General features: G+C 68.1%; 21 protein-coding genes. 10 read left to right on the top strand and 11 right to left on the bottom strand.

The genetic code is table 11. The annotated features are described in order from the left end of the window. Window positions 1-28: 28 nt before the first annotated feature. Window positions 29-796, top strand: a complete 768-nt coding sequence (locus JNL31_RS09060) for an FCD domain-containing protein (protein ID WP_294972525.1) — start codon at window positions 29-31, stop codon at window positions 794-796. Here JNL31_RS09060 and JNL31_RS09065 read toward each other — a convergent pair whose 3' ends face one another. After that, window positions 797-1,633, bottom strand: coding sequence for a GyrI-like domain-containing protein (locus JNL31_RS09065; protein WP_294972527.1), 837 nt, complete (start codon window positions 1,631-1,633; stop codon window positions 797-799). Between the two features lie 114 nt (window positions 1,634-1,747). Here JNL31_RS09065 and JNL31_RS09070 point away from each other — a divergent pair, with 114 nt between their 5' ends. After that, complete coding sequence (locus tag JNL31_RS09070; RefSeq protein WP_294972530.1) at window positions 1,748-2,707, top strand: acetyl-CoA carboxylase carboxyltransferase subunit alpha; 960 nt, start codon at window positions 1,748-1,750, stop codon at window positions 2,705-2,707. After that, window positions 2,704-3,195 carry a hypothetical protein gene (locus tag JNL31_RS09075; protein ID WP_294972533.1) on the top strand — a complete coding sequence of 164 codons (492 nt, stop codon included), beginning with the start codon at window positions 2,704-2,706 and terminating at the stop codon, window positions 3,193-3,195. Before JNL31_RS09070 ends, JNL31_RS09075 begins: the two co-directional genes overlap by 4 nt. A 168-nt stretch (window positions 3,196-3,363) precedes the next feature. Here the strand turns inward: JNL31_RS09075 and JNL31_RS09080 are convergent, their stop codons facing one another. The 5 genes from JNL31_RS09080 to JNL31_RS09100 are packed head-to-tail and all read right to left on the bottom strand — an operon-like array spanning window position 3,364 to window position 6,617. Beyond that, window positions 3,364-3,969, bottom strand: coding sequence for a pyridoxamine 5'-phosphate oxidase family protein (locus tag JNL31_RS09080; protein ID WP_294972535.1), 606 nt, complete (start codon window positions 3,967-3,969; stop codon window positions 3,364-3,366). A 23-nt stretch (window positions 3,970-3,992) separates the two neighbouring features. Further along, complete coding sequence (locus JNL31_RS09085; RefSeq protein WP_294972538.1) at window positions 3,993-4,331, bottom strand: TfoX/Sxy family protein; 339 nt, start codon at window positions 4,329-4,331, stop codon at window positions 3,993-3,995. Then, entirely contained in the window at window positions 4,331-5,056 is a 726-nt protein-coding gene (locus JNL31_RS09090) for a 1-acyl-sn-glycerol-3-phosphate acyltransferase (protein WP_294972541.1), read from the bottom strand. Before JNL31_RS09090 ends, JNL31_RS09085 begins: the two co-directional genes overlap by 1 nt. After that, window positions 5,053-5,949, bottom strand: coding sequence for a cell division protein FtsX (locus JNL31_RS09095; RefSeq protein ID WP_294972543.1), 897 nt, complete (start codon window positions 5,947-5,949; stop codon window positions 5,053-5,055). Before JNL31_RS09095 ends, JNL31_RS09090 begins: the two co-directional genes overlap by 4 nt. Continuing rightward, window positions 5,946-6,617, bottom strand: coding sequence for an ATP-binding cassette domain-containing protein (locus JNL31_RS09100; RefSeq protein WP_294972615.1), 672 nt, complete (start codon window positions 6,615-6,617; stop codon window positions 5,946-5,948). The genes JNL31_RS09095 and JNL31_RS09100 overlap by 4 nt, the downstream gene beginning before the upstream one ends. A gap of 180 nt (window positions 6,618-6,797) precedes the next feature. On the opposite strand from JNL31_RS09100, the gene JNL31_RS09105 reads away from it, so the two are divergent. From JNL31_RS09105 to JNL31_RS09120, 4 genes are all read left to right on the top strand, one after another. Beyond that, window positions 6,798-7,943 carry a zinc-ribbon domain-containing protein gene (locus tag JNL31_RS09105; protein ID WP_294972544.1) on the top strand — a complete coding sequence of 382 codons (1,146 nt, stop codon included), beginning with the start codon at window positions 6,798-6,800 and terminating at the stop codon, window positions 7,941-7,943. Window positions 7,944-8,019: 76 nt separating this feature from the next. After that, window positions 8,020-9,753, top strand: coding sequence for a dihydroxy-acid dehydratase (ilvD, locus tag JNL31_RS09110; protein ID WP_294972546.1), 1,734 nt, complete (start codon window positions 8,020-8,022; stop codon window positions 9,751-9,753). 6 nt (window positions 9,754-9,759) lie between these two features. Next, window positions 9,760-10,533, top strand: a complete 774-nt coding sequence (locus JNL31_RS09115; RefSeq protein WP_294972548.1) for a DUF6478 family protein — start codon at window positions 9,760-9,762, stop codon at window positions 10,531-10,533. A 9-nt stretch (window positions 10,534-10,542) separates the two neighbouring features. After that, window positions 10,543-10,914 (top strand): hypothetical protein, encoded by a 372-nt coding sequence (locus JNL31_RS09120; RefSeq protein ID WP_294972551.1) that lies wholly within the window; start codon window positions 10,543-10,545, stop codon window positions 10,912-10,914. Between the two features lie 75 nt (window positions 10,915-10,989). On the opposite strand, the gene JNL31_RS09125 is transcribed toward JNL31_RS09120, so the two are convergent. Beyond that, complete coding sequence (locus JNL31_RS09125) at window positions 10,990-11,475, bottom strand: peroxiredoxin (RefSeq protein ID WP_294972552.1); 486 nt, start codon at window positions 11,473-11,475, stop codon at window positions 10,990-10,992. 89 nt (window positions 11,476-11,564) lie between these two features. Between JNL31_RS09125 and JNL31_RS09130 the strand changes: the two genes are divergently transcribed. The 3 genes from JNL31_RS09130 (at window position 11,565) to JNL31_RS09140 (ending at window position 14,049) form a co-directional block, all read left to right on the top strand. Continuing rightward, window positions 11,565-12,767, top strand: a complete 1,203-nt coding sequence (locus JNL31_RS09130) for an FAD-dependent oxidoreductase (RefSeq protein WP_294972555.1) — start codon at window positions 11,565-11,567, stop codon at window positions 12,765-12,767. 62 nt (window positions 12,768-12,829) lie between these two features. Further along, window positions 12,830-13,390 carry a 16S rRNA (guanine(966)-N(2))-methyltransferase RsmD gene (gene rsmD, locus JNL31_RS09135; protein ID WP_294972558.1) on the top strand — a complete coding sequence of 187 codons (561 nt, stop codon included), beginning with the start codon at window positions 12,830-12,832 and terminating at the stop codon, window positions 13,388-13,390. Further along, on the top strand, window positions 13,387-14,049 hold the full coding sequence (locus JNL31_RS09140) for an HAD family phosphatase (protein WP_294972560.1): 663 nt from the start codon (window positions 13,387-13,389) through the stop codon (window positions 14,047-14,049). Before rsmD ends, JNL31_RS09140 begins: the two co-directional genes overlap by 4 nt. Before the next feature lie 30 nt (window positions 14,050-14,079). Here JNL31_RS09140 and recR read toward each other — a convergent pair whose 3' ends face one another. The 4 genes from recR to JNL31_RS09160 all read right to left on the bottom strand — a co-directional run bounded on the left by recR (window position 14,080) and on the right by JNL31_RS09160 (window position 17,321). After that, on the bottom strand, window positions 14,080-14,676 hold the full coding sequence (gene recR / locus JNL31_RS09145; RefSeq protein WP_294972563.1) for a recombination mediator RecR: 597 nt from the start codon (window positions 14,674-14,676) through the stop codon (window positions 14,080-14,082). A gap of 14 nt (window positions 14,677-14,690) precedes the next feature. After that, window positions 14,691-15,035 carry a YbaB/EbfC family nucleoid-associated protein gene (locus tag JNL31_RS09150; RefSeq protein WP_294972565.1) on the bottom strand — a complete coding sequence of 115 codons (345 nt, stop codon included), beginning with the start codon at window positions 15,033-15,035 and terminating at the stop codon, window positions 14,691-14,693. A 73-nt stretch (window positions 15,036-15,108) separates the two neighbouring features. Then, a complete protein-coding gene (locus JNL31_RS09155) occupies window positions 15,109-15,573 on the bottom strand; it encodes an N-acetyltransferase (RefSeq protein ID WP_294972568.1) in 465 nt (154 codons plus the stop codon). Continuing rightward, on the bottom strand, window positions 15,570-17,321 hold the full coding sequence (locus JNL31_RS09160) for a DNA polymerase III subunit gamma/tau (RefSeq protein ID WP_294972570.1): 1,752 nt from the start codon (window positions 17,319-17,321) through the stop codon (window positions 15,570-15,572). The genes JNL31_RS09155 and JNL31_RS09160 overlap by 4 nt, the downstream gene beginning before the upstream one ends. Window positions 17,322-17,389: the final 68 nt, after the last annotated feature.

Here is a 17,389-nt window from a genome sequence, read left to right on the forward strand (position 1 = left end):
ATTTCTGGACCAATAACCAGGGCTCGCCATGCCATTTCACAAGGTCACGCCAGAGAAGCTGTCGAACTCGGTCGTGCGGCAGATCGAGCAGCTGATCCTGCGCGGCATCCTGCGGCCGGGCGAACGGCTGCCCTCCGAGCGGGATCTGGCCGACAAGCTGGGCGTCTCGCGTCCCTCCCTGCGCGATGCCATCGCCGACCTGGCCGACCGCGGGCTCCTGGTCAGCCGCGCCGGATCGGGCGTGTTCGTGGCGGACGTGCTGGGCTCGGCCTTCTCTCCGGCCTTGACGCAGCTCTTCTCCACCCATGACGAGGCGGTCATCGACTACATCAGCTTCCGTCGCGACATGGAGGGGCTGGCGGCGGAACGGGCGGCGACCTTGGGGTCGGAGACCGACCTGAAATTGATCGACACGATCTTCGGCAAGATGGAAGCCGCGCACCAGAAGCGCGACCCTTCGGACGAGGCGCAGCTGGATGCCGAGTTTCACATGGCGATCATCGAGGCCAGCCACAACGTCATCATGCTGCACATGCTGCGCTCGATGTTCGAGCTTTTGCGGCAGGGCGTGTTCTACAATCGGCAGGTCATGTTCCGGAACCGGATGACGCGGGACCAGCTTCTGGACCAGCACCGGGCGATCAATGCCGCGATCCAGGCGCGCGACCCGACGGCGGCGCGGGCGGCGGTGGCCGCCCACATGGCCTATGTGGAGCAGGCCTTCCACGACCAGATGCGCGCCGAGAAGCGCGAATCCATCGCCCGGCAACGGCTGGAGCAGGAAGCCAGCCGATAGCTACTTCAACGGCAGGTGCAGTTCGGTGATCAGCTCTTCGGGCGCGGTATCCATCGGCGTGTTGAGATAGACCTCGAAAGACGGCGTGTCGGCGGGCTCTTCGCCCGACTGCGGCAGCCAGATTCCGAACAATTCGTCATAGGCGGCGGGCAGGCCGGCGTAGGGTCCCCTGTAGGTCAGCACCGCCTGTCGACCGCCGGGAAGCGAGACTTCCTCAAGCGGCGGGGACAGGTCGGCCGGGCCCCTGATCTCGAACCCGGCATGACTGCGCAGATCGGCTTCGGCGACCGACTGCGGGTCGTCGTGAAAGACCGCGATCATCCGCCCGGCGCTTGGGAACAGGTTGCGACTGGCCATGAGGGCGGACAGCTGCTGGAAGGCCCGCGAAATCTCGTGATAGGCGCCCCTGTGCGGCAGTGCGGCAAGCCGGATCGGGTCTTCTGTGCGGATGGTGACGGGGTGCATGGCATCTCTCCTTGCTGGGATGTGGCGGACAAAGGGGCGCAACTCGCCCCGCTTGCGAAAGGCGGTGGGCGACATCAGGAAAGCTTCTGCGAAGGCGCGGTTGAAGCTTGTCAGATTCTCCATCCCGATCGAGGTGGCGATGGCGGCAAGCGGCTGGTCGGTCATCGCCAGCAGGTAGGAGGCCCGCTGCATCCTGATCCGGCGCACCGCCTGGGCCAGCGTCTCGCCGGTCATGGCGCGGAAGACGCGATGCCAGTGGAATCGGCTCATCGCGGCGACGTCGGACAGGGCATCCAGAGACAGGTCCCCGGCGGGGTTGTCGTGGATGTGGTCCAACACCCGCAGCAGCCGTTTCTCGTTCGCATTCGCCATCTTGCCTGCCCCTTTCGCCCGGCCATCCTTGCACGACGCCGCCGCACAAATCTTGCCGAGTTGCATCAGGCATTCCCCGCGGGCATATAAGGACGGTCCCGGTAAGGAAGCGCCATGCAATACCTCGAATTCGAAAAACCCCTCGCCGACATCGAAGGCAAGGCGGAAGAACTGCGTGCCATGGCGAAGACCGGCGGTGGCGTCGACATGTCGAAAGAGGCCGAGGCGCTGGACCGCAAGGCCGACCAGGCGCTGCGGGATCTCTACAAGACGCTGACGGCCTGGCAGAAATGCCAGGTGGCCCGCCACCCCGACCGGCCGCATTGCCAGGATTATATCGAGGCGCTCTTCACCGAATATACCGCGCTGGCCGGGGACCGGGCCTTTGCCGACGACCATGCGGTGATGGGGGGACTTGCCCGGTTCAACGACCAGCCGGTGATGGTGATCGGGCACGAAAAGGGCAACGACACCAAATCCCGCATCCAGCGCAACTTCGGCATGGCTCGGCCCGAGGGCTACCGCAAGGCGATCCGGCTGATGGACATGGCCGACCGCTTCCGCCTGCCGGTGATCACGCTGATCGACACCGCCGGGGCCTATCCCGGCAAGGGCGCCGAGGAGCGTGGTCAGGCCGAGGCCATCGCCCGGTCGACCGAGAAGTGCCTCGCCATCGGCGTGCCGCTGATCTCGGTGGTGATCGGCGAGGGTGGATCGGGCGGGGCGGTGGCCTTCGCCACGGCGAACCGGGTGGCGATGCTGGAGCATTCGGTCTACTCGGTGATCTCTCCGGAAGGCTGCGCCTCGATCCTGTGGAAGGACGCCGAAAAGATGCGCGAGGCGGCCGAGGCCCTGCGGCTGACGGCACAGGACTTGCAGAAGCTGGGGATCATCGACCGGATCGTGAAGGAACCGGTGGGCGGGGCCCAGCGGGCGCCGAAAGAGGCGATCGAGGCGGTGGGCAAGGCGATCGAGGCAATGCTGGGCGAGCTTGTCGGCAAGAAGCCCGAGGCGCTGGTCCGGGACCGGCGGCAGAAGTACATCGACATGGGCTCGAAAGGGCTGGCGGCTTGAAAGCCTGGGCAGCCGCAGGCCTTGCCGGGCTGATCGCATTTCCTGCCCACGCCGGGACGCTGGAGGGGCGGCTGGTGACGTTCACGGTCGAGACCTGGGATGATCGCGAGGCCCCGCTTCTGGTCGCGCGGGGGCGGACGGTGACGGTGGGGCAGGGCACCGAGTTCGGGTTGGACCGGGAAGGGTTCACCGGCGGCCTCGACGTGGTGCCCGTGGATGTCGAAATCGGACCGACGCGGATCGAGCTGAGCTATCCGAAGGGGATCGGGCGGTTCTACGAGGCGAAGTTCAACGGCTATGTCCTGCGGTTCGAGACGGACTGCGCGCTGTTCGAGCATGTTGCCGTCGATCCCGCGGAGACGACGATGAAAGTGACCGAGGTCTGGGCCGAGACGGGCGCGCTTTATGTCAACGTCTCGGGGCTGGGCTACGGGCCGCAGGCGAAGCTGGCGCTGGATCTGGAGGTCGCCGACTGCCCGCTGAGCTGACCTGTCCACGGTGGACAGAATTTTGCGGCAAATGAAATCAATGGGTTGGCCGCGGACGTTCAGGATTTGGAAAGGTTTGACCGGGCCCTGAAACGACGCCTCCTCGTGCGCCTTCGGCTTCTTGTCGGAAGGGGGCCATGGCGAGGAGGGACGAAGTTGCCGACGGGCCTACCACATCGTCTGCGCGGCCCGGCCCGGCCAGTCGGCGTCATAGGCCCGGCCGTCGATCCCGCCCTCGGTGATCTCGCGCAGCATGTCGCCCACCGTGGGCAGGCCCGCCGACTGGTCGCCCGAAGTCCACAGCGCGGAGCGGATCAGGGCGCGGGCACATTGCGAGTAGACCTCGGCGATGCGGATCACGATGACGGTCCGGGGCTGTTTTCCCGCGCGGTCGAAGCGGGCGCGGAGGTCAGGGTCGGCAGTCAGCCTGGCGGTCCCGTTGACCCGCAGGGCATTCAACGCGCCGGGGATCAGGAACATCAGGCTGACCCGCCCGTCGCGGACGATGTTGCGCAGGCTGTCGATACGGTTGTTGCCGAGCCAGTCGGGCAGTGCCAGCGTCTGCGGATCGAGTACCGCGACCACCGGCCCCTCGTCGCCGCGTGGCGAGCCATCGGTGCCCTCGGGGCCCACGGTGGTCAGGACGCAGAAGCGTGCCCGGTCGATCCAGTCGCGGTAGGCGGGGATGAGATGCGGCGTGACCTTGACGGTCGAGGCTTCGGCGGGTTGGCCGTAGTGGCGGTGAAGGTCGTCCAGAGTGGTGATCCAGTTCATGACGGTCCGCCTGTGGTTTGAGGTCAGGCCCCTTTCGCCTTTCGCCGGGGCGTCTTCGGTTTCGGGGCCGGAAGATCGTCGGCCACGGCCCTGAGGGCCAGGATGACCGGGTCGGGGGCATCCAGCGCGTCGGTGACAAGGAGATGCAGCTTTGCGCCGGGATAGGGATGGCCGGTCGGGCAGCCGGGAAGCGCCGCGGTGGCACCGGCAGTCGGCTTGACGAAGAGGAGATCGTCGCAGACCAGCGCCACCACCTTGCCGTCGAGGTAGAGCGCGTATTCGCCGAACATTTTCCGGGAGGTGAGCGGCAGCGGCGCCAGCGCGTCGAGGAGATGTGCGATGGTGTCGGCCCGGGTTCCCATCAGATCTTGAACCCTGCCTCATGCATCAGGCGGTTGGAGTTGTGCTCGACCTCTGCCTCCAGCCGGTTCATGAAATCGGGCACCGGCAGGCCGGGGGCGATGGGGGGCAGGAATTCGACCACGGCGAGTCCCGGTTTGCGCAGGATGCCGCGCTTCGGCCAGAAGACGCCGACATTGGTGGCGACCGGGTGGCAGGGCTGGCCAAGCTGGTCGAAGAGGAGGCCGGTGCCGACCTTGTAGGGTTTCACATCGCCCGGCGCGACACGGGTGCCCTGCGGGTAGATGATGAGCTGGCCGGGCTCGGCACTGCCTGCGGCGACATCGGCCTTCATCCGCGCGATGGCCGCGCCGCGCTTGCCGCGATCGACGGGTACGCAGCCGATGCGCAGCGCATACTGGCCGAGGAAGGGGGCATACATCAACTCGCGCTTCATGATGAACTTGCCCGCCGGAACCGCGTTGAAGATCAGGATGATGTCGAGAAAGCTCTGATGCTTGGCGGCGATCAGCGCCTCGGTGGTCGGGGGGGTGCCGCGGACCTCGGAGTTCAGGCCGGTGAGGATGCGCAGCGAGACGATCACCCAGCGGCAGAAGGTCTTGCAGGCCACCCGGGCGCCGTGGCGGGAGAGGAGCGCCCAGGGGGCGAAGACCACGGCGATCACGGCCATGGCAAGATACATCTGGATGATGAAGACGAGCGACAGAAGCCAGCGGATCGGGGTCATGTCAGCTCTCTGAGTTTCCGGAAGGCGGCACGGCGGGTGGCGAGGAAGGCCACGATAGCAGCGAGCGGGGGGAGCGCAAAGGGCCAGAGCCAGCCGAGGCCAGTGAAGCCGAGCCCGGTCAGGAAGCCGCCGGCGGCGTCGGCAGCGGGCAGGGCGGCGACGCCAATCAGCCCGGCGGTGGCACCGACGGCGGCCCCGGCGAAGCTGCGCAGGGTGAAGCGGCGCACGAACGCGCGGGCGATGTAGCTGTCCTTGGCGCCGACCAGGCGCAGGACGCGGATCACCTCGGCGTTGGTGGCAAGCGCGGCGCGGGCGGAAAGGGTGATCATCGCGGCCATGGTGGCGCCAATGAGCGCGATGGAGAGGACGCCAAGGAGACGGATGCGGGAGGCGGCCTCGACCAGCGGGCGGCGCCAGCGGGTGTGATCGTCCAGCACGGCACCGGGAGCCTCGGCGGCAAGGCGCTGGCGCAGGCCCTCGGAATCATACGGCTGTTCGGCCTCGACCACCTCGATCAGCCGGGGGATCGGCAGGGCCTCGACCGGCAGGCCGGGGCCGAACCAGGGTTCGAGGAGCGCCCGCGTCTCGGCATCGTCGAGCGCGCGGTAGCTGGCGATGCCGGGGGTGGTGGCAAGCGTGGCGAGGATCGCGTCGGTCTGGATCTGCATCTGCCCGGTGGGGGCGGAGAGGCGGATGGTGGCGGTCTTCGCCAGCGCCTCGGACCAGCGCGTCGCCAGGCGGCCGGAGGCCAGCGAGAGGGCAAGGGCAAAGACGCAGAGGAAGGTCATTGCGCCCGCGGTGAAGGTGGTGAGCCAGGCGGTCGGACCTGAGGGGGGGACGACTTCCAGCGCGCGGGTGGCGGGGCTGGCGGGTTTGGCCTTGGGGAATTTCACAGATCGGCCCCCGCAAGCTGCACCCGGTGCTTCGCGATGCGCAGCACGCGGGCCTGGATCTGCGCCTTGGCCTGGCGGATCAGGTTCAGGTCGTGGGTAGCGACAAGGATGGTCTTGCCCATCTTGTTCAGTTCCACGAGGAGCGTGAGGATGCGCAGCGACATTTCCCAGTCGACGTTGCCGGTGGGCTCGTCGGCGAGGATCACGTCGGGATCGACGATCACGGCGCGGGCCAGGGCGGCGCGCTGGCGTTCGCCGCCCGAAAGCTGTGGCGGCAGGGCACCGGCAAGATGTTTCAGGCCGACCCAGCCGAGGAGGTCTTCCATGTCCTGGGGGCTGCTTTCGCGGTCGGAGACGGTGAAGGGCAGCGCCATGTTCGCGGCGATGGTCATGTGGTCGAGGAACTTGCAGTCCTGATGCACGATGCCGATGCGGCGGCGGCTGCGGGCGACATCGTCGCGCGACAGGCTTTTCACGTCATGGTCGAACAGGGTCACGCGGCCGGAGCTGGGCTGCAACTCGGCATAGGCGAGTTTCAGGAAGGTCGACTTGCCCGCGCCGGAGGGTCCGGTGAGAAAGTGGAACGACCCTGGCGCAAGCTTCAGCGAGACATCCGACAGAAGCTCGCCCCCGCCATAGCTGTAGGCGACGTTTTCGAAGGTGATCACGGCTTTCCCCCGGCCCTGCGTCGGACACGTCATGCGGCACGGTGGCGCCGGTGTCACTGCGCTTTCCATCGCACAGGCCGAAACGATTGCACAAGAGCACGCGACAAAGCCTTGGAACCACAGGAAATAGGGATTACAACTTTGAGCGAGCAGCCGAAAAACAGGCGTTGAGGGACGAAGATGCGGTTGGTTTGCCCGAACTGTGAGGCGAAATACGAGGTCCCCGAGGACGCGATCCCGGAAACCGGACGCGACGTGCAATGCGCGAATTGCGGGCATGCCTGGTACCAGATGCGCCAGCGCGCCGCCGGGGCCGAAGCGGTCGCCGCGCCCGTGGCGCCGCCCGCGCCCCCCCCGGCCCCCGAGCCGGTGGTCGAGCCCGAGCCGGTGGTGGAGATTGAAGTGGCGGCGCCGCCTCCGGTTGTGGCCGAGGCGGAGGTGATCGTTCCGCCTGAACCCGAGCCCGTGGAAGACATGGTTGCCGAGGTGGCGGAAGCCATGCCGGAACCCGTTGCCGAAGCACCGGCAGAGGTGATCGGCGATGTGGTGGAGGAGGTTGCCGAGAGCGCCGGGCTTGCCGCGGAAAGCGTCGTGGCCGAAGCGGCTGCGCTGGCTGATCCGACGGTGGTCGAGGCTGCCGTCGCCGAGGTGGTGACGGGTGAGGTCGAGGAGCCGGTGGCCGAAGCTGCCGCCGTGCCCGTCGCCGAGACGGTTGCCGAGACGGTTGTCGCGGATGCGGAGGTCGTGGGCGACGCTGCCGAGGGGGACGACGGTGCCGAGGCGCCCGCGGTTGCGGCCACGGCGGCGGCCTATGCGGTGGACGAATCCGTCCTTGCGATCCTGCGCGAAGAGGCCGCGCGTGAGGCCCAGGCGCGGCGGGCAGAAGCGGCGAAGCCGTTGGAAACCCAGACCGACCTCGGGATCGAGGCGGCCATTCCAGCGGCGGTGAAGGCGCAGGCGGCGGCTGCTCCGGTCGCAGTCGATCTGGAGAGCGAGGACAAGCTGGCTGCCCGACGGACGCGTCTGCCGGATGTCGAGGAGATCAATTCGACCCTGCGGCCGACGGAAACCGCGCAGGACGGGACCGAGTCGGTCGAAACCGCGGCGTCGGTTGTCGAGCGGCGCAGCAGTTTCCGCAGCGGGTTCCTGATGGTGCTGACCGTGGCGATCCTTGGCTCGGCGCTGTACGGCAGTGCCGATGCGCTGGCGCAGGCGATTCCCGCGCTGGCCGGGCCGCTGAAGGCCTTTGTCGGCTTTGTCGACAGCCTGCGCCTGCATCTGGACGGGCTGATGCAAAGCGCGACCGTGGCGATCAACGGCAACTGAGCGGCCCAATTCGGCTTGCCCCTGACCGGGCAGGCCTTTATCCCTTGCGCCAAGCCATTTCCCGCAAGGAGCCGCCATGACCAACCAGCGTTTCGACAAGTCGAAGCTTCCCAGCCGCCATGTCACCGAAGGCCCGGCGCGCGCGCCGCATCGCAGCTATTTCTACGCGATGGGGATCACCGAGGAAGAGATCCACCAGCCCTGGGTGGGCGTGGCGACCTGCTGGAACGAAGCGGCCCCCTGCAACATCGCGCTGAACCGGCAGGCGCAGATCGTGAAGCAGGGCGTGAAGAAGGGCGGCGGGACGCCTCGCGAGTTCACCACCATCACCGTGACCGACGGGATCGCGATGGGGCACGAGGGGATGCGGTCCTCGCTCGCCTCGCGCGATGCCATCGCCGACACGGTGGAACTGACGATGCGCGGGCATTGCTATGACGCGATCGTCGGGCTGGCGGGCTGCGACAAGAGCTTGCCGGGGATGATGATGGCTATGGTGCGGCTGAACGTGCCCTCGGTCTTCATCTACGGCGGGTCGATCCTGCCGGGCCGCTATCAGGGACAGGACATCACCGTGCAGGACATGTTCGAGGCGGTGGGCAAGCACCAGGCCGGGAACCTGTCGGATGCAGAGCTGGAGATCATGGAAAAGGTCGCCTGTCCGTCCTCCGGCGCCTGCGGGGCACAGTATACCGCGAACACGATGGCTTGCGTCTCGGAAGCCATCGGGTTGGCGTTGCTGAACTCCTCTAGCGCCCCCGCGCCCTATGAAAGCCGCGACCAGTATGGCGAGGCTTCGGGCGTGGCGGTGATGACCCTGATCGAGAAGAACATCCGCGCGCGGGACATCGTGACGCTGAAGGCGCTGGAGAACGCGGCGCGGGTGGTCGGCTGCACCGGCGGGTCGACCAACGCCGCGCTGCACCTGCCGGCGCTGGCGAACGAAGCCGGGATCGACTTTGATCTGTTCGACGTGGCCAAGATCATGAAGGACACGCCCTATTTCGTCGACCTGCGCCCCGGCGGCAAATACGTCGCCAAGGACCTGCACGAAGTGGGCGGCGTGGCCGTGGTGATGAAGGAACTGGCGCGCGAGGGCTTGCTGCACCTCGACTGCCTGACGGCGAGCGGCAAGACGCTGGGTGAAAGCCTTGACGAAATCCGCGGCGAGGCGGATGGGCGGGTGATCTATCACATCAACAGCCCCATCACCAAGACCGGCGGCGTGGTCAGCCTGAAGGGCAACCTGGCGCCCGACGGGGCGATCGTGAAGGTCGCGGGGATGACCGAGGCGGAGCAGAAGTTCACCGGCCCGGCGCGGGTGTTCGAATGCGAGGAAGACGCGTTCGAAGCGGTGAAGAGCCGCGGCTACAAGGAGGGCGAGGTCATCGTCATCCGCAACGAAGGCCCGGCGGGTGGCCCGGGGATGCGCGAGATGCTGGCGACGACGGCGGCGCTGTCCGGTCAGGGCATGGGCAAGAAGGTGGCGCTGATCACCGATGGGCGCTTCTCGGGCGCGACGCGCGGCTTCTGCGTCGGTCATGTCGGGCCGGAAGCGGCGCATGGCGGACCGATTGCGCTTTTGCGGAACGGCGACGTGATCACGCTGAACGCGGTGACGGGCGAACTGTCGGTTGCGCTGTCGGACGAGGAGCTGGCGAAGCGCAAGGCCGAATGGAAGGGACCTCGCAAGACGCAATACACCAGCGGAGCGGTCCACAAGTTCGCCAGACTGGTTGGCGGCGCGCGCTGGGGGGCGGTGACGCATCCGGGCGCGAAGGCCGAAAGCCACGTCTACATGGACCAGTAAGGCGTCATGGCCAGCCGCATCGCCACGGTTCTGGAGGGCTGGCACCAACGCCGGACCGAGATCCGCTGGGCGCGGCTGGCAGACAACGCCCCGGGGCTGGAGAGCTACGAGCTGCGGGCGCTCCGGGCCGAGGCGCGGGGATTCCGCCGATACCTGGACCGCACGCTGCAGGTCGCGGATGCGCGTCTGGCGGTGCCCTCGTCAGCTTCGGGCCTGCCGCAGATGCCGCTTGGGACCGACTGGTCGTGGCGGCCCGACCTGTGGCGCGGGGCAATGGCGGAGCCCGGCGCGGTTGCGCAGGGTGAGCGAACGGCGCTGGGCGAGGGGGTTGCACTTTACCACGACTGCCCGTTGGGCGAGGTCGTCGTGCGGCAGGTCCGCAACGACCGGCCCGAGGACCGTGCGCCCTATGGCCTGGCCATCGACATCTTTGGCTTCAGGGGCAGCTTCCTGTCGCTGGCGCTGAACCTGCCGGATGCAGCGGTCGAAGGTCTGAAGGCGCGGCATCTGGTGCGGACCGAGATGGTGATCGACAGCGACCGGCCGATGCGGGCCTATGTCCGGCTGAACGTCAAGCACGGCCCGAACCTTGCGCAGCCGGTCAGCAACCTGCCTGCCGAGGGCCGCGACAAGCTGGCCGAGTTCGACCTGGCCTATGCCGACCTGAACGACAAGCGGATCGAGCGGGCATGGGCAGACCTGATCCTGAACGACGCCGCGATGACGCGGATCGTGATCCGCGACGTCGTTGTCAGTCGTCGCCCGCGGGCCGAGCTGTAAGGGGAAACGATGCCTGCCACGGCGAACATGCGGATCGACCAGGGTCGGATCGCGGGCGGTGTCTGGGAGGGCATCCTGACAGGTGCCGACAGGATGCCGGTGATCGAGGTCCTGCACGAGGGCCGCGCGGTCGAGGGCGCCGAGGTCCGGCCGGTGCCAGGCAGGGCGGGCCAGTTCGCGGTGCGGGTGCCGATCCCGGCCTGGGCGCTGAACGAAGGGGTGCAGAGCTTCCTGGTGCAGGCGGGCGGGGTGACGCTGGCCCGCTTCACCCTGGTCGCCGGGCAGGCGCTGGAGGAAGACATCCGGGCCGAGCTCAACCTTCTGCGGGCCGAGCTGGACCTTTTGAAGCGCGCCTTCCAGCGGCATTGCCGGGAAAGTTGAGCCGCGGCCTTCGAGGTCATCCCCTCCTTGACCGGTCTTGCGCGAGGAGGGGCGACGGCATCAACGGGTTGCGGCCTAAAGCTGCGAGAGCAGGTATTCGCCGGCCGAAATCTCGCAGCCGCGGCCGGTTTCCGGGTTGGAGCGGGTGATGACCCCGTCCTCGGCCAGCAGCGAATAGCGCTTCGACCGCCCGAAGAACCCGCTCTGCGGCACGTCGAAGGCCAGGCCGATGGCCCTGGTGAAGGCGCCGTCGGCATCGGCCAGCATGGTGATGCCTGCCGCAGTCGCGCCCGTCGCCTCGCCCCAGGCCTTCATCACGAAGGGGTCGTTGACCGAAATGCAGATGATCTCGTCCACGCCCTTGTCGGCGAAGCCTTTCGCGGTGCGGATGAAGCTGGGCACATGGGCGGTCGAGCAGGTGCCGGTATAGGCGCCGGGCAGGCCGAAGATCACCACTTTGCGGCCCTTCAGCGTCTCGGAGAGTTTCACGCCCTCGACGCCGTTCTCGCCCGACCGCAACAGCGTGGCCTCGGGCAGTTTCGTGCCAACCTCGATCGTCATTGGTGTGATTCCCTCATCTTTGCCGCGTTGCGCCTTCACCCATATGGGTTATAGGGTCCGTCGCGGAACATGCCAGAGGGGGATGCGCGATGCGGGTGGTGATCGTCGGGGCCGGGCAGGCGGGTGCGGCCCTGGCCGCGAAGCTGCGGGCCCTGGGGCATGACGGCGAGATCGTGATGCTGGGCGACGAGCCCGCGCCGCCCTACCAGCGCCCGCCGCTGTCGAAGGCCTATCTTCTGGGCGAGATGGAGGAAGACCGGCTCTGGCTGCGCGCGCCGGAGTTCTGGGCGGACAGCAACGTCGAGTTGCGGCTGGGGCAGGCGGTGACGGCCATCGACCCGACCGCGAAGACCGTGACCGTGGGCGGCGAGGCGCTGGCCTATGACCATCTGGCGCTGACCACGGGGTCGACCCCGCGTCGGCTGCCCGCAGCCATCGGCGGGTCGCTGGAAGGCGTCTACACGGTGCGCACGCTGGCCGATGTCGATGCCATGCGGGGCGAGTTCCAGCCGGGCCGGAGGGTGATCATCGTCGGCGGCGGCTATATCGGGCTGGAGGCGGCGGCGGTTGGCGCGAAACTGGGGCTGGAGGTCACGGTGCTGGAGATGGCGCCGCGCATCCTGCAACGGGTCGCGGCGCCCGAGACCTCGGATTATGTCCGGGCGCTGCATCAGTCGCACGGGGTGAAGGTGCTTGAATCCACCGGGCTTGACCGGCTGGTCGGGGATGACCGTGTCGAGGGGGCGCTGTTGAAGGACGGGCGCCAGATCCCGGCGGATTTCGTGATCGTCGGCGTGGGGATCACCCCCAACACCCATCTGGCCGACGAGGCGGGGCTGGAGATCGACAACGGCATCGCGACCGACGAGCTGGGCCGGACCTCGGACCCGGCGATCTGGTCGGCGGGGGATTGCGCGTCCTTCCCGTGGAGGGGTGGACGCATCCGGCTGGAATCGGTCGGCAATGCCATCGACCAGGCGGAAGCGGTGGCGGCGAACATCCTGGGTGCCGGGGCCGCCTATGAGGCGAAGCCGTGGTTCTGGTCGGACCAGTATGACCTGAAGTTGCAGATCGCAGGGCTGAACATGGGCTACGACCGGATCGTCACCCGGAGGGGCGAGGGCGATGTGGCAAGCTTCTGGTACTATCGCGGGGCGGACCTGTTGGCAGTGGATTCGATGAATGACAGCCGGGCCTACATGGTGGGCAAGCGGCTGATCGAGATGGGCAAGAGCCCGGTGCCCGAGGTGATCGAGACGGCGGCGGACCTGAAGCCCTTGCTCAAGGGCTGAAGCCCCCTCACCCCCGACCCCTCTCCCCAGGTGGGAGAGGGGAGTGACCCCCCGGAGCGGACATGCGGATCATTGGTGGCAGCCGTCGCGGGTTGAAGCTGGTTGAGGTCGGCGAAGGGGATGCGGCAGCGCATTTGCGACCGACCTCGGACCGGGTGCGCGAGGCGGTGTTCAATCTTCTGGTAAACAGCCAGGGGTTCGATCTTTCGGGCGTGCGCGTGCTGGACCTGTTCGCCGGAACCGGAGCGCTGGGGCTGGAGGCGCTGAGCCGCGGGGCCGCGCAGGCGACCTTCGTGGATGATGGTGCGAAGGCGCTGGCTTTGATCCGGGCCAATGTCGCGAAGATGCGGGCGGAAGGCGAGACGCTGGTTCTGAAGCAGGATGTCCGGCGGCTGGGGCCGAACCCGGGGGCGGTCCATGGGCTGGTGTTCCTCGACCCACCCTACGGGAAGGGTTTGGGAGAGCTGGCGTTGGCGGCGGCGCTGAAAGGGGGCTGGCTCGCGCCGGATGCGTTGGTGGTCTGGGAGGAAGGCGGGGGTCCGGCGGTGCCGGAGGGTTTCCGTCAAGTCGACCAGCGCAGATATGGAGATACGATCGTGACCTTGTTGAGAGCCCCGGAATGATCCGCCCCGAAGCCGTGCTCTTCGATTGCGACGGGGTGGTCGTCGACAGCGAGGGGCCGACATTCGCGCTGTTCCTGCAGGACCTTGCGCGCCATGGCCTGCCCCTGACCCTGCAGGAGTTCGAGGCGGATTTCGTGGGCGGCACCGTCGAGTTGGTGGCGCAGCGGGCGCGGGCGGCGGGGGCGCGGCTGCCCGAAGACTGGGTCGCGGATTTCTATCGCCGCATGTACGCGATGCTGGCCGGGGGCGTGCCGCTGGTCGAGGGGGTGGCGGGGGTGCTGGACCGGCTGGACCGGGCCGGGATTCCCTATGCCATGGGCTCGAACGGCTCGCTGGAGAAGATGGAGATCACCCTTGGCCAGCACGTGCTTGCGGGCCGGTTCCGGGCGGTCTTGTCCGGGCAGGGCATGGGGGCGCCGAAGCCTGCCCCGGATGTCTATCTTGCGGCGGCCGGGGCCTGTGGAGCGCGGCCCGGGGCCTGCGTGGTGATCGAGGACAGCGCCACCGGGGCGCGGGCGGGCCTGGCCGCCGGGATGCGGGTGCTGGGCTTTGCCGCGCACGGGCCCGAGACGGCGACCGCCCGGAGCCTGACGGCGCTGGGGGTGCCGCTGTTCCGGCGGATGGCGGATTTGCCGGGGCTTCTGGGGCTGGACGGGTGAAGGTGCGCTGTAGCGCACCCTGGGACCGGGTCAGAGCTTCCGCCTAGCGCGCAGCGCGGCGCCGATGGTGCCGTCGTCGAGATAATCCAGCTCGCCCCCGATCGGAACGCCTTGCGCGAGGGTGGTGACCTGCGCCTGGGTGCCGGAGAGCGCGTCGGCGATGTAATGGGCGGTGGTCTGGCCATCGACCGTGGCGTTCAGCGCGAGGATGACCTCGCGGGTGCCTTCCTCGGCGACGCGGGCGACAAGGCGGGGGATGCCCAGCTCATCCGGGCCGATGGCATCCAGCGCGGAGAGCGTGCCGCCCAGCACATGATACCGGCCGCGGAAGGACTGGCCGCGTTCCATGGCCCAGAGGTCGGCCACATCCTCGACCACGCAGATCTCACCCGTGGCGCGGGCGGGGTTGGCGCAGATCGCACAGGTGTCCGAGGTGGAGATATTGCCGCAGATCCGGCAGTCCTTTGCGGCAAGCGCGACTTCGGCCAAGGCCTGCGCGAGGGGGGCCATCAGCTGCGCGCGTTTCTTCAGGAGGACCAGCACCGCGCGGCGGGCCGAGCGGGGACCGAGGCCGGGAAGCCGGGCCATCAGCTCGATCAGCGCCTCGATGCCTGTCTCGTCCGCCATCCGCGGCAGCCCGGTCAGCCAGGCATGCCCATTCCGGGCGGGAGCCCGAGATCGTCGGCGATGCGGGCCATTTCGGCCTGGGCACGTTCGTTGCCGCGATCTTGCGCGTCGCGGATTGCAGCGATGATCAGGTCTTCGACCACTTCCTTCTGCGCAGGGTCGAGAAGGCTTGGGTCGATGTCGAGCCCGGTGACGATGCCCTTGGCAGTCGCCCGTGCCTTCACCGCGCCGCCGCCCGCTTCGCCGAGCACCACGATGCGGGCAAGTTCCTCTTGCAGCGCGGCCAGCTTGCCTTGCATTTCCTGTGCGGCCTTCACCATCTTGGTCATGTCGCCAAGCGCACCCAAACCCTTCAGCATGCCGCCATTCCTTTGTTCAACCGGGACACAGATCGTAGCTGCCAAATAGGGGGATGACCAGTGAAGCGCAAGCTTACGGCGTGGCGCGGAACAGCATTCGGCGGGGGAAGAAGCCTGCGGCGCGGAAGAAGGCCTGGGCTTGGGTGTTGGCCTCCCAGGTGTCGAGGAGGATTTCGTCGACCTTGAGTTCGCGGGCGAGGTCTTTCGCGGCCCCAAGCAGCGCGCGGCCCTGGCCCTGGCGGCGGGCTTCCGGCGCAACGGCGATGTGGTCGATCATCAGGCGGCGAATGGCGGGCGAAAAGATCGACGCCTCGCGGGTTTGCAGCTGGCAGAGGGCATAGCCGGTCGCGGGGTCGCCGGTCAGGAAGGCGGTGCAGGCGGGGTCGGACAGGCGGTCGGCGAAATATGCGGTCAGGGATTGGGGGGCGGGGTTCGGGAAGAAGGCTTCGGGGTAATGCGCGGCGTGCCAGCCCTGAACATGGGCGTTCAGGCGCGCCAGCGTGGCCGCGTCCTCGGGTCCGGCGCGGCGGGGCGTCATTCCTCGAACGGGTCCCAGTCTTCGTCGGCTTCGGGTTCGGCCAGCGGCAGGGCGGCTTCGGCTGCCTCGGCGGTGATCGCCTCGGGGGAGCGGACGTCGGAGATCTGCGCTCCGGGGAAGGCGCTGAGGATCGCCTGGACAAGCGGGTTTTCGGCGGCCTCGGCGCGGGCGGCGGTCAAGGCGCTGTCGCGGGTTTCGGCGATGGTGGGCTGGCCGCCGGAGCCGACGACCGAGACGCCCCAGCGGGCGCCGGTCCAGCCCTGCAGGCGCTGGCCAAGCCGGGAGGCGAGGTCGGGTTTCGCGCCGGGGGCGGGTTCGAACTCGATCCGGCCGGGGGCGTATCGGGCAAGGCGGAGGCCGGTCTCGACCTCGTTCAGAAGCAGCATGTCGCGCTTCTGGCGGATCAGCTCGATCACCTGGTCGAAGCTGGCGTAGACCTGGAGCTGGCCTTCGGCAAGGACCGGGGCTGCTGCGGTCATCACCGGGCCGCGGCTGGGCGCGGAATGGACGGGCGCGAGGCGGGGGCTGTGGACGGTGCCGCCGCCCGCCGGGGCGCCGCCGGGGATACCGCCGCCGGAGGGCGGACGGGGGGTGTCGGAAAGCTTCTTCACCAGCGTTTCGGGGTCGGGCAGGTCGGCGACATGGGTCAGGCGGATCACGGCCATCTCGGCGGCCATCATCGCGTTCGGGGCGAGCGAAACCTCTTCGATCGCCTTCAGCAGCATCTGCCACATCCGCGTCAGGGCGCGCATCGGCAGGCGGGCGGCCATGTCCTGACCGCGCGTCTGTTCGTCGGGTGGGGTGGTCGGGTCCTCGGCAGCGGCGGGGTTGATCTTGATGACCGAGATCCAGTGGGTGATCTCGGCCAGGTCGCGCAGGACCGCCATCGGATCGGCACCGTCGGCATACTGGGCGGAAAGCTCGGCAAGTGCCGCAGCGGCGTCGCCCTGCATGATCAGGTTGAACAGGTCGAGCGTGCGGCCCCGGTCGGCGAGGCCCAGCATGGCGCGGACCTGGTCGCCGGTGGTTTCGCCCGCGCCGTGGGCGATGGCCTGGTCCATCAGGCTCATCGCGTCGCGGACCGAACCTTCGGCGGCGCGGGTGATCAGGGCGAAGGCATCCGGCGCCAGTTTCGCGCCTTCGAGGTCGGCCACCTTGGCGAGGTGGGCCATCATCACCTCGGGTTCGATCCGTTTCAGGTCGAAGCGCTGGCAGCGCGACAGGACGGTGACGGGAACCTTGCGGATTTCGGTGGTCGCCATGATGAACTTCGTATGCGACCGCGGCTCTTCCAGAGTCTTCAGCAGCGCGTTGAACGCGCTGAGTGACAGCATGTGGACTTCGTCAATGATGAAGATCTTGAACCGTCCCTCGGCGGGTCGGGTGTTCGCCATCACATTCAGTTCGCGGATGTTGTCGACACCGGTGGATGACGCAGCGTCAATTTCCAGCACGTCGAAGAACCGGCCCTCCGTGATCCCCACGCAGGGTTTGCAAACCCCGCAGGGCTCGGTCGTGGGGCCACCATTGCCATCGGGGCCGACGCAGTTCAGGCCCTTGGCGATGATGCGGGCGGTGGTGGTCTTGCCGACCCCGCGGACGCCGGTCATCACGAAGGCATGGGCGATCCGGTCGGCGGCGAAGGCGTTCTTCAGGGTGCGCACCATCGCCTCTTGCCCGATCAGGTCGGCAAAGGTCTGCGGGCGGTACTTGCGGGCAAGGACCTGGTAGGCTTTCTCGTCGGACATGGAACCCTCGTGACTCGGGGGCCAGACTAGGGCGCGGGGGGCGGAAGGTCCACCGGGAAGGGTGTTCG

The sequence above is a fragment of the Tabrizicola sp. genome (assembly GCF_016792905.1).
GTDB lineage: Bacteria > Pseudomonadota > Alphaproteobacteria > Rhodobacterales > Rhodobacteraceae > Tabrizicola.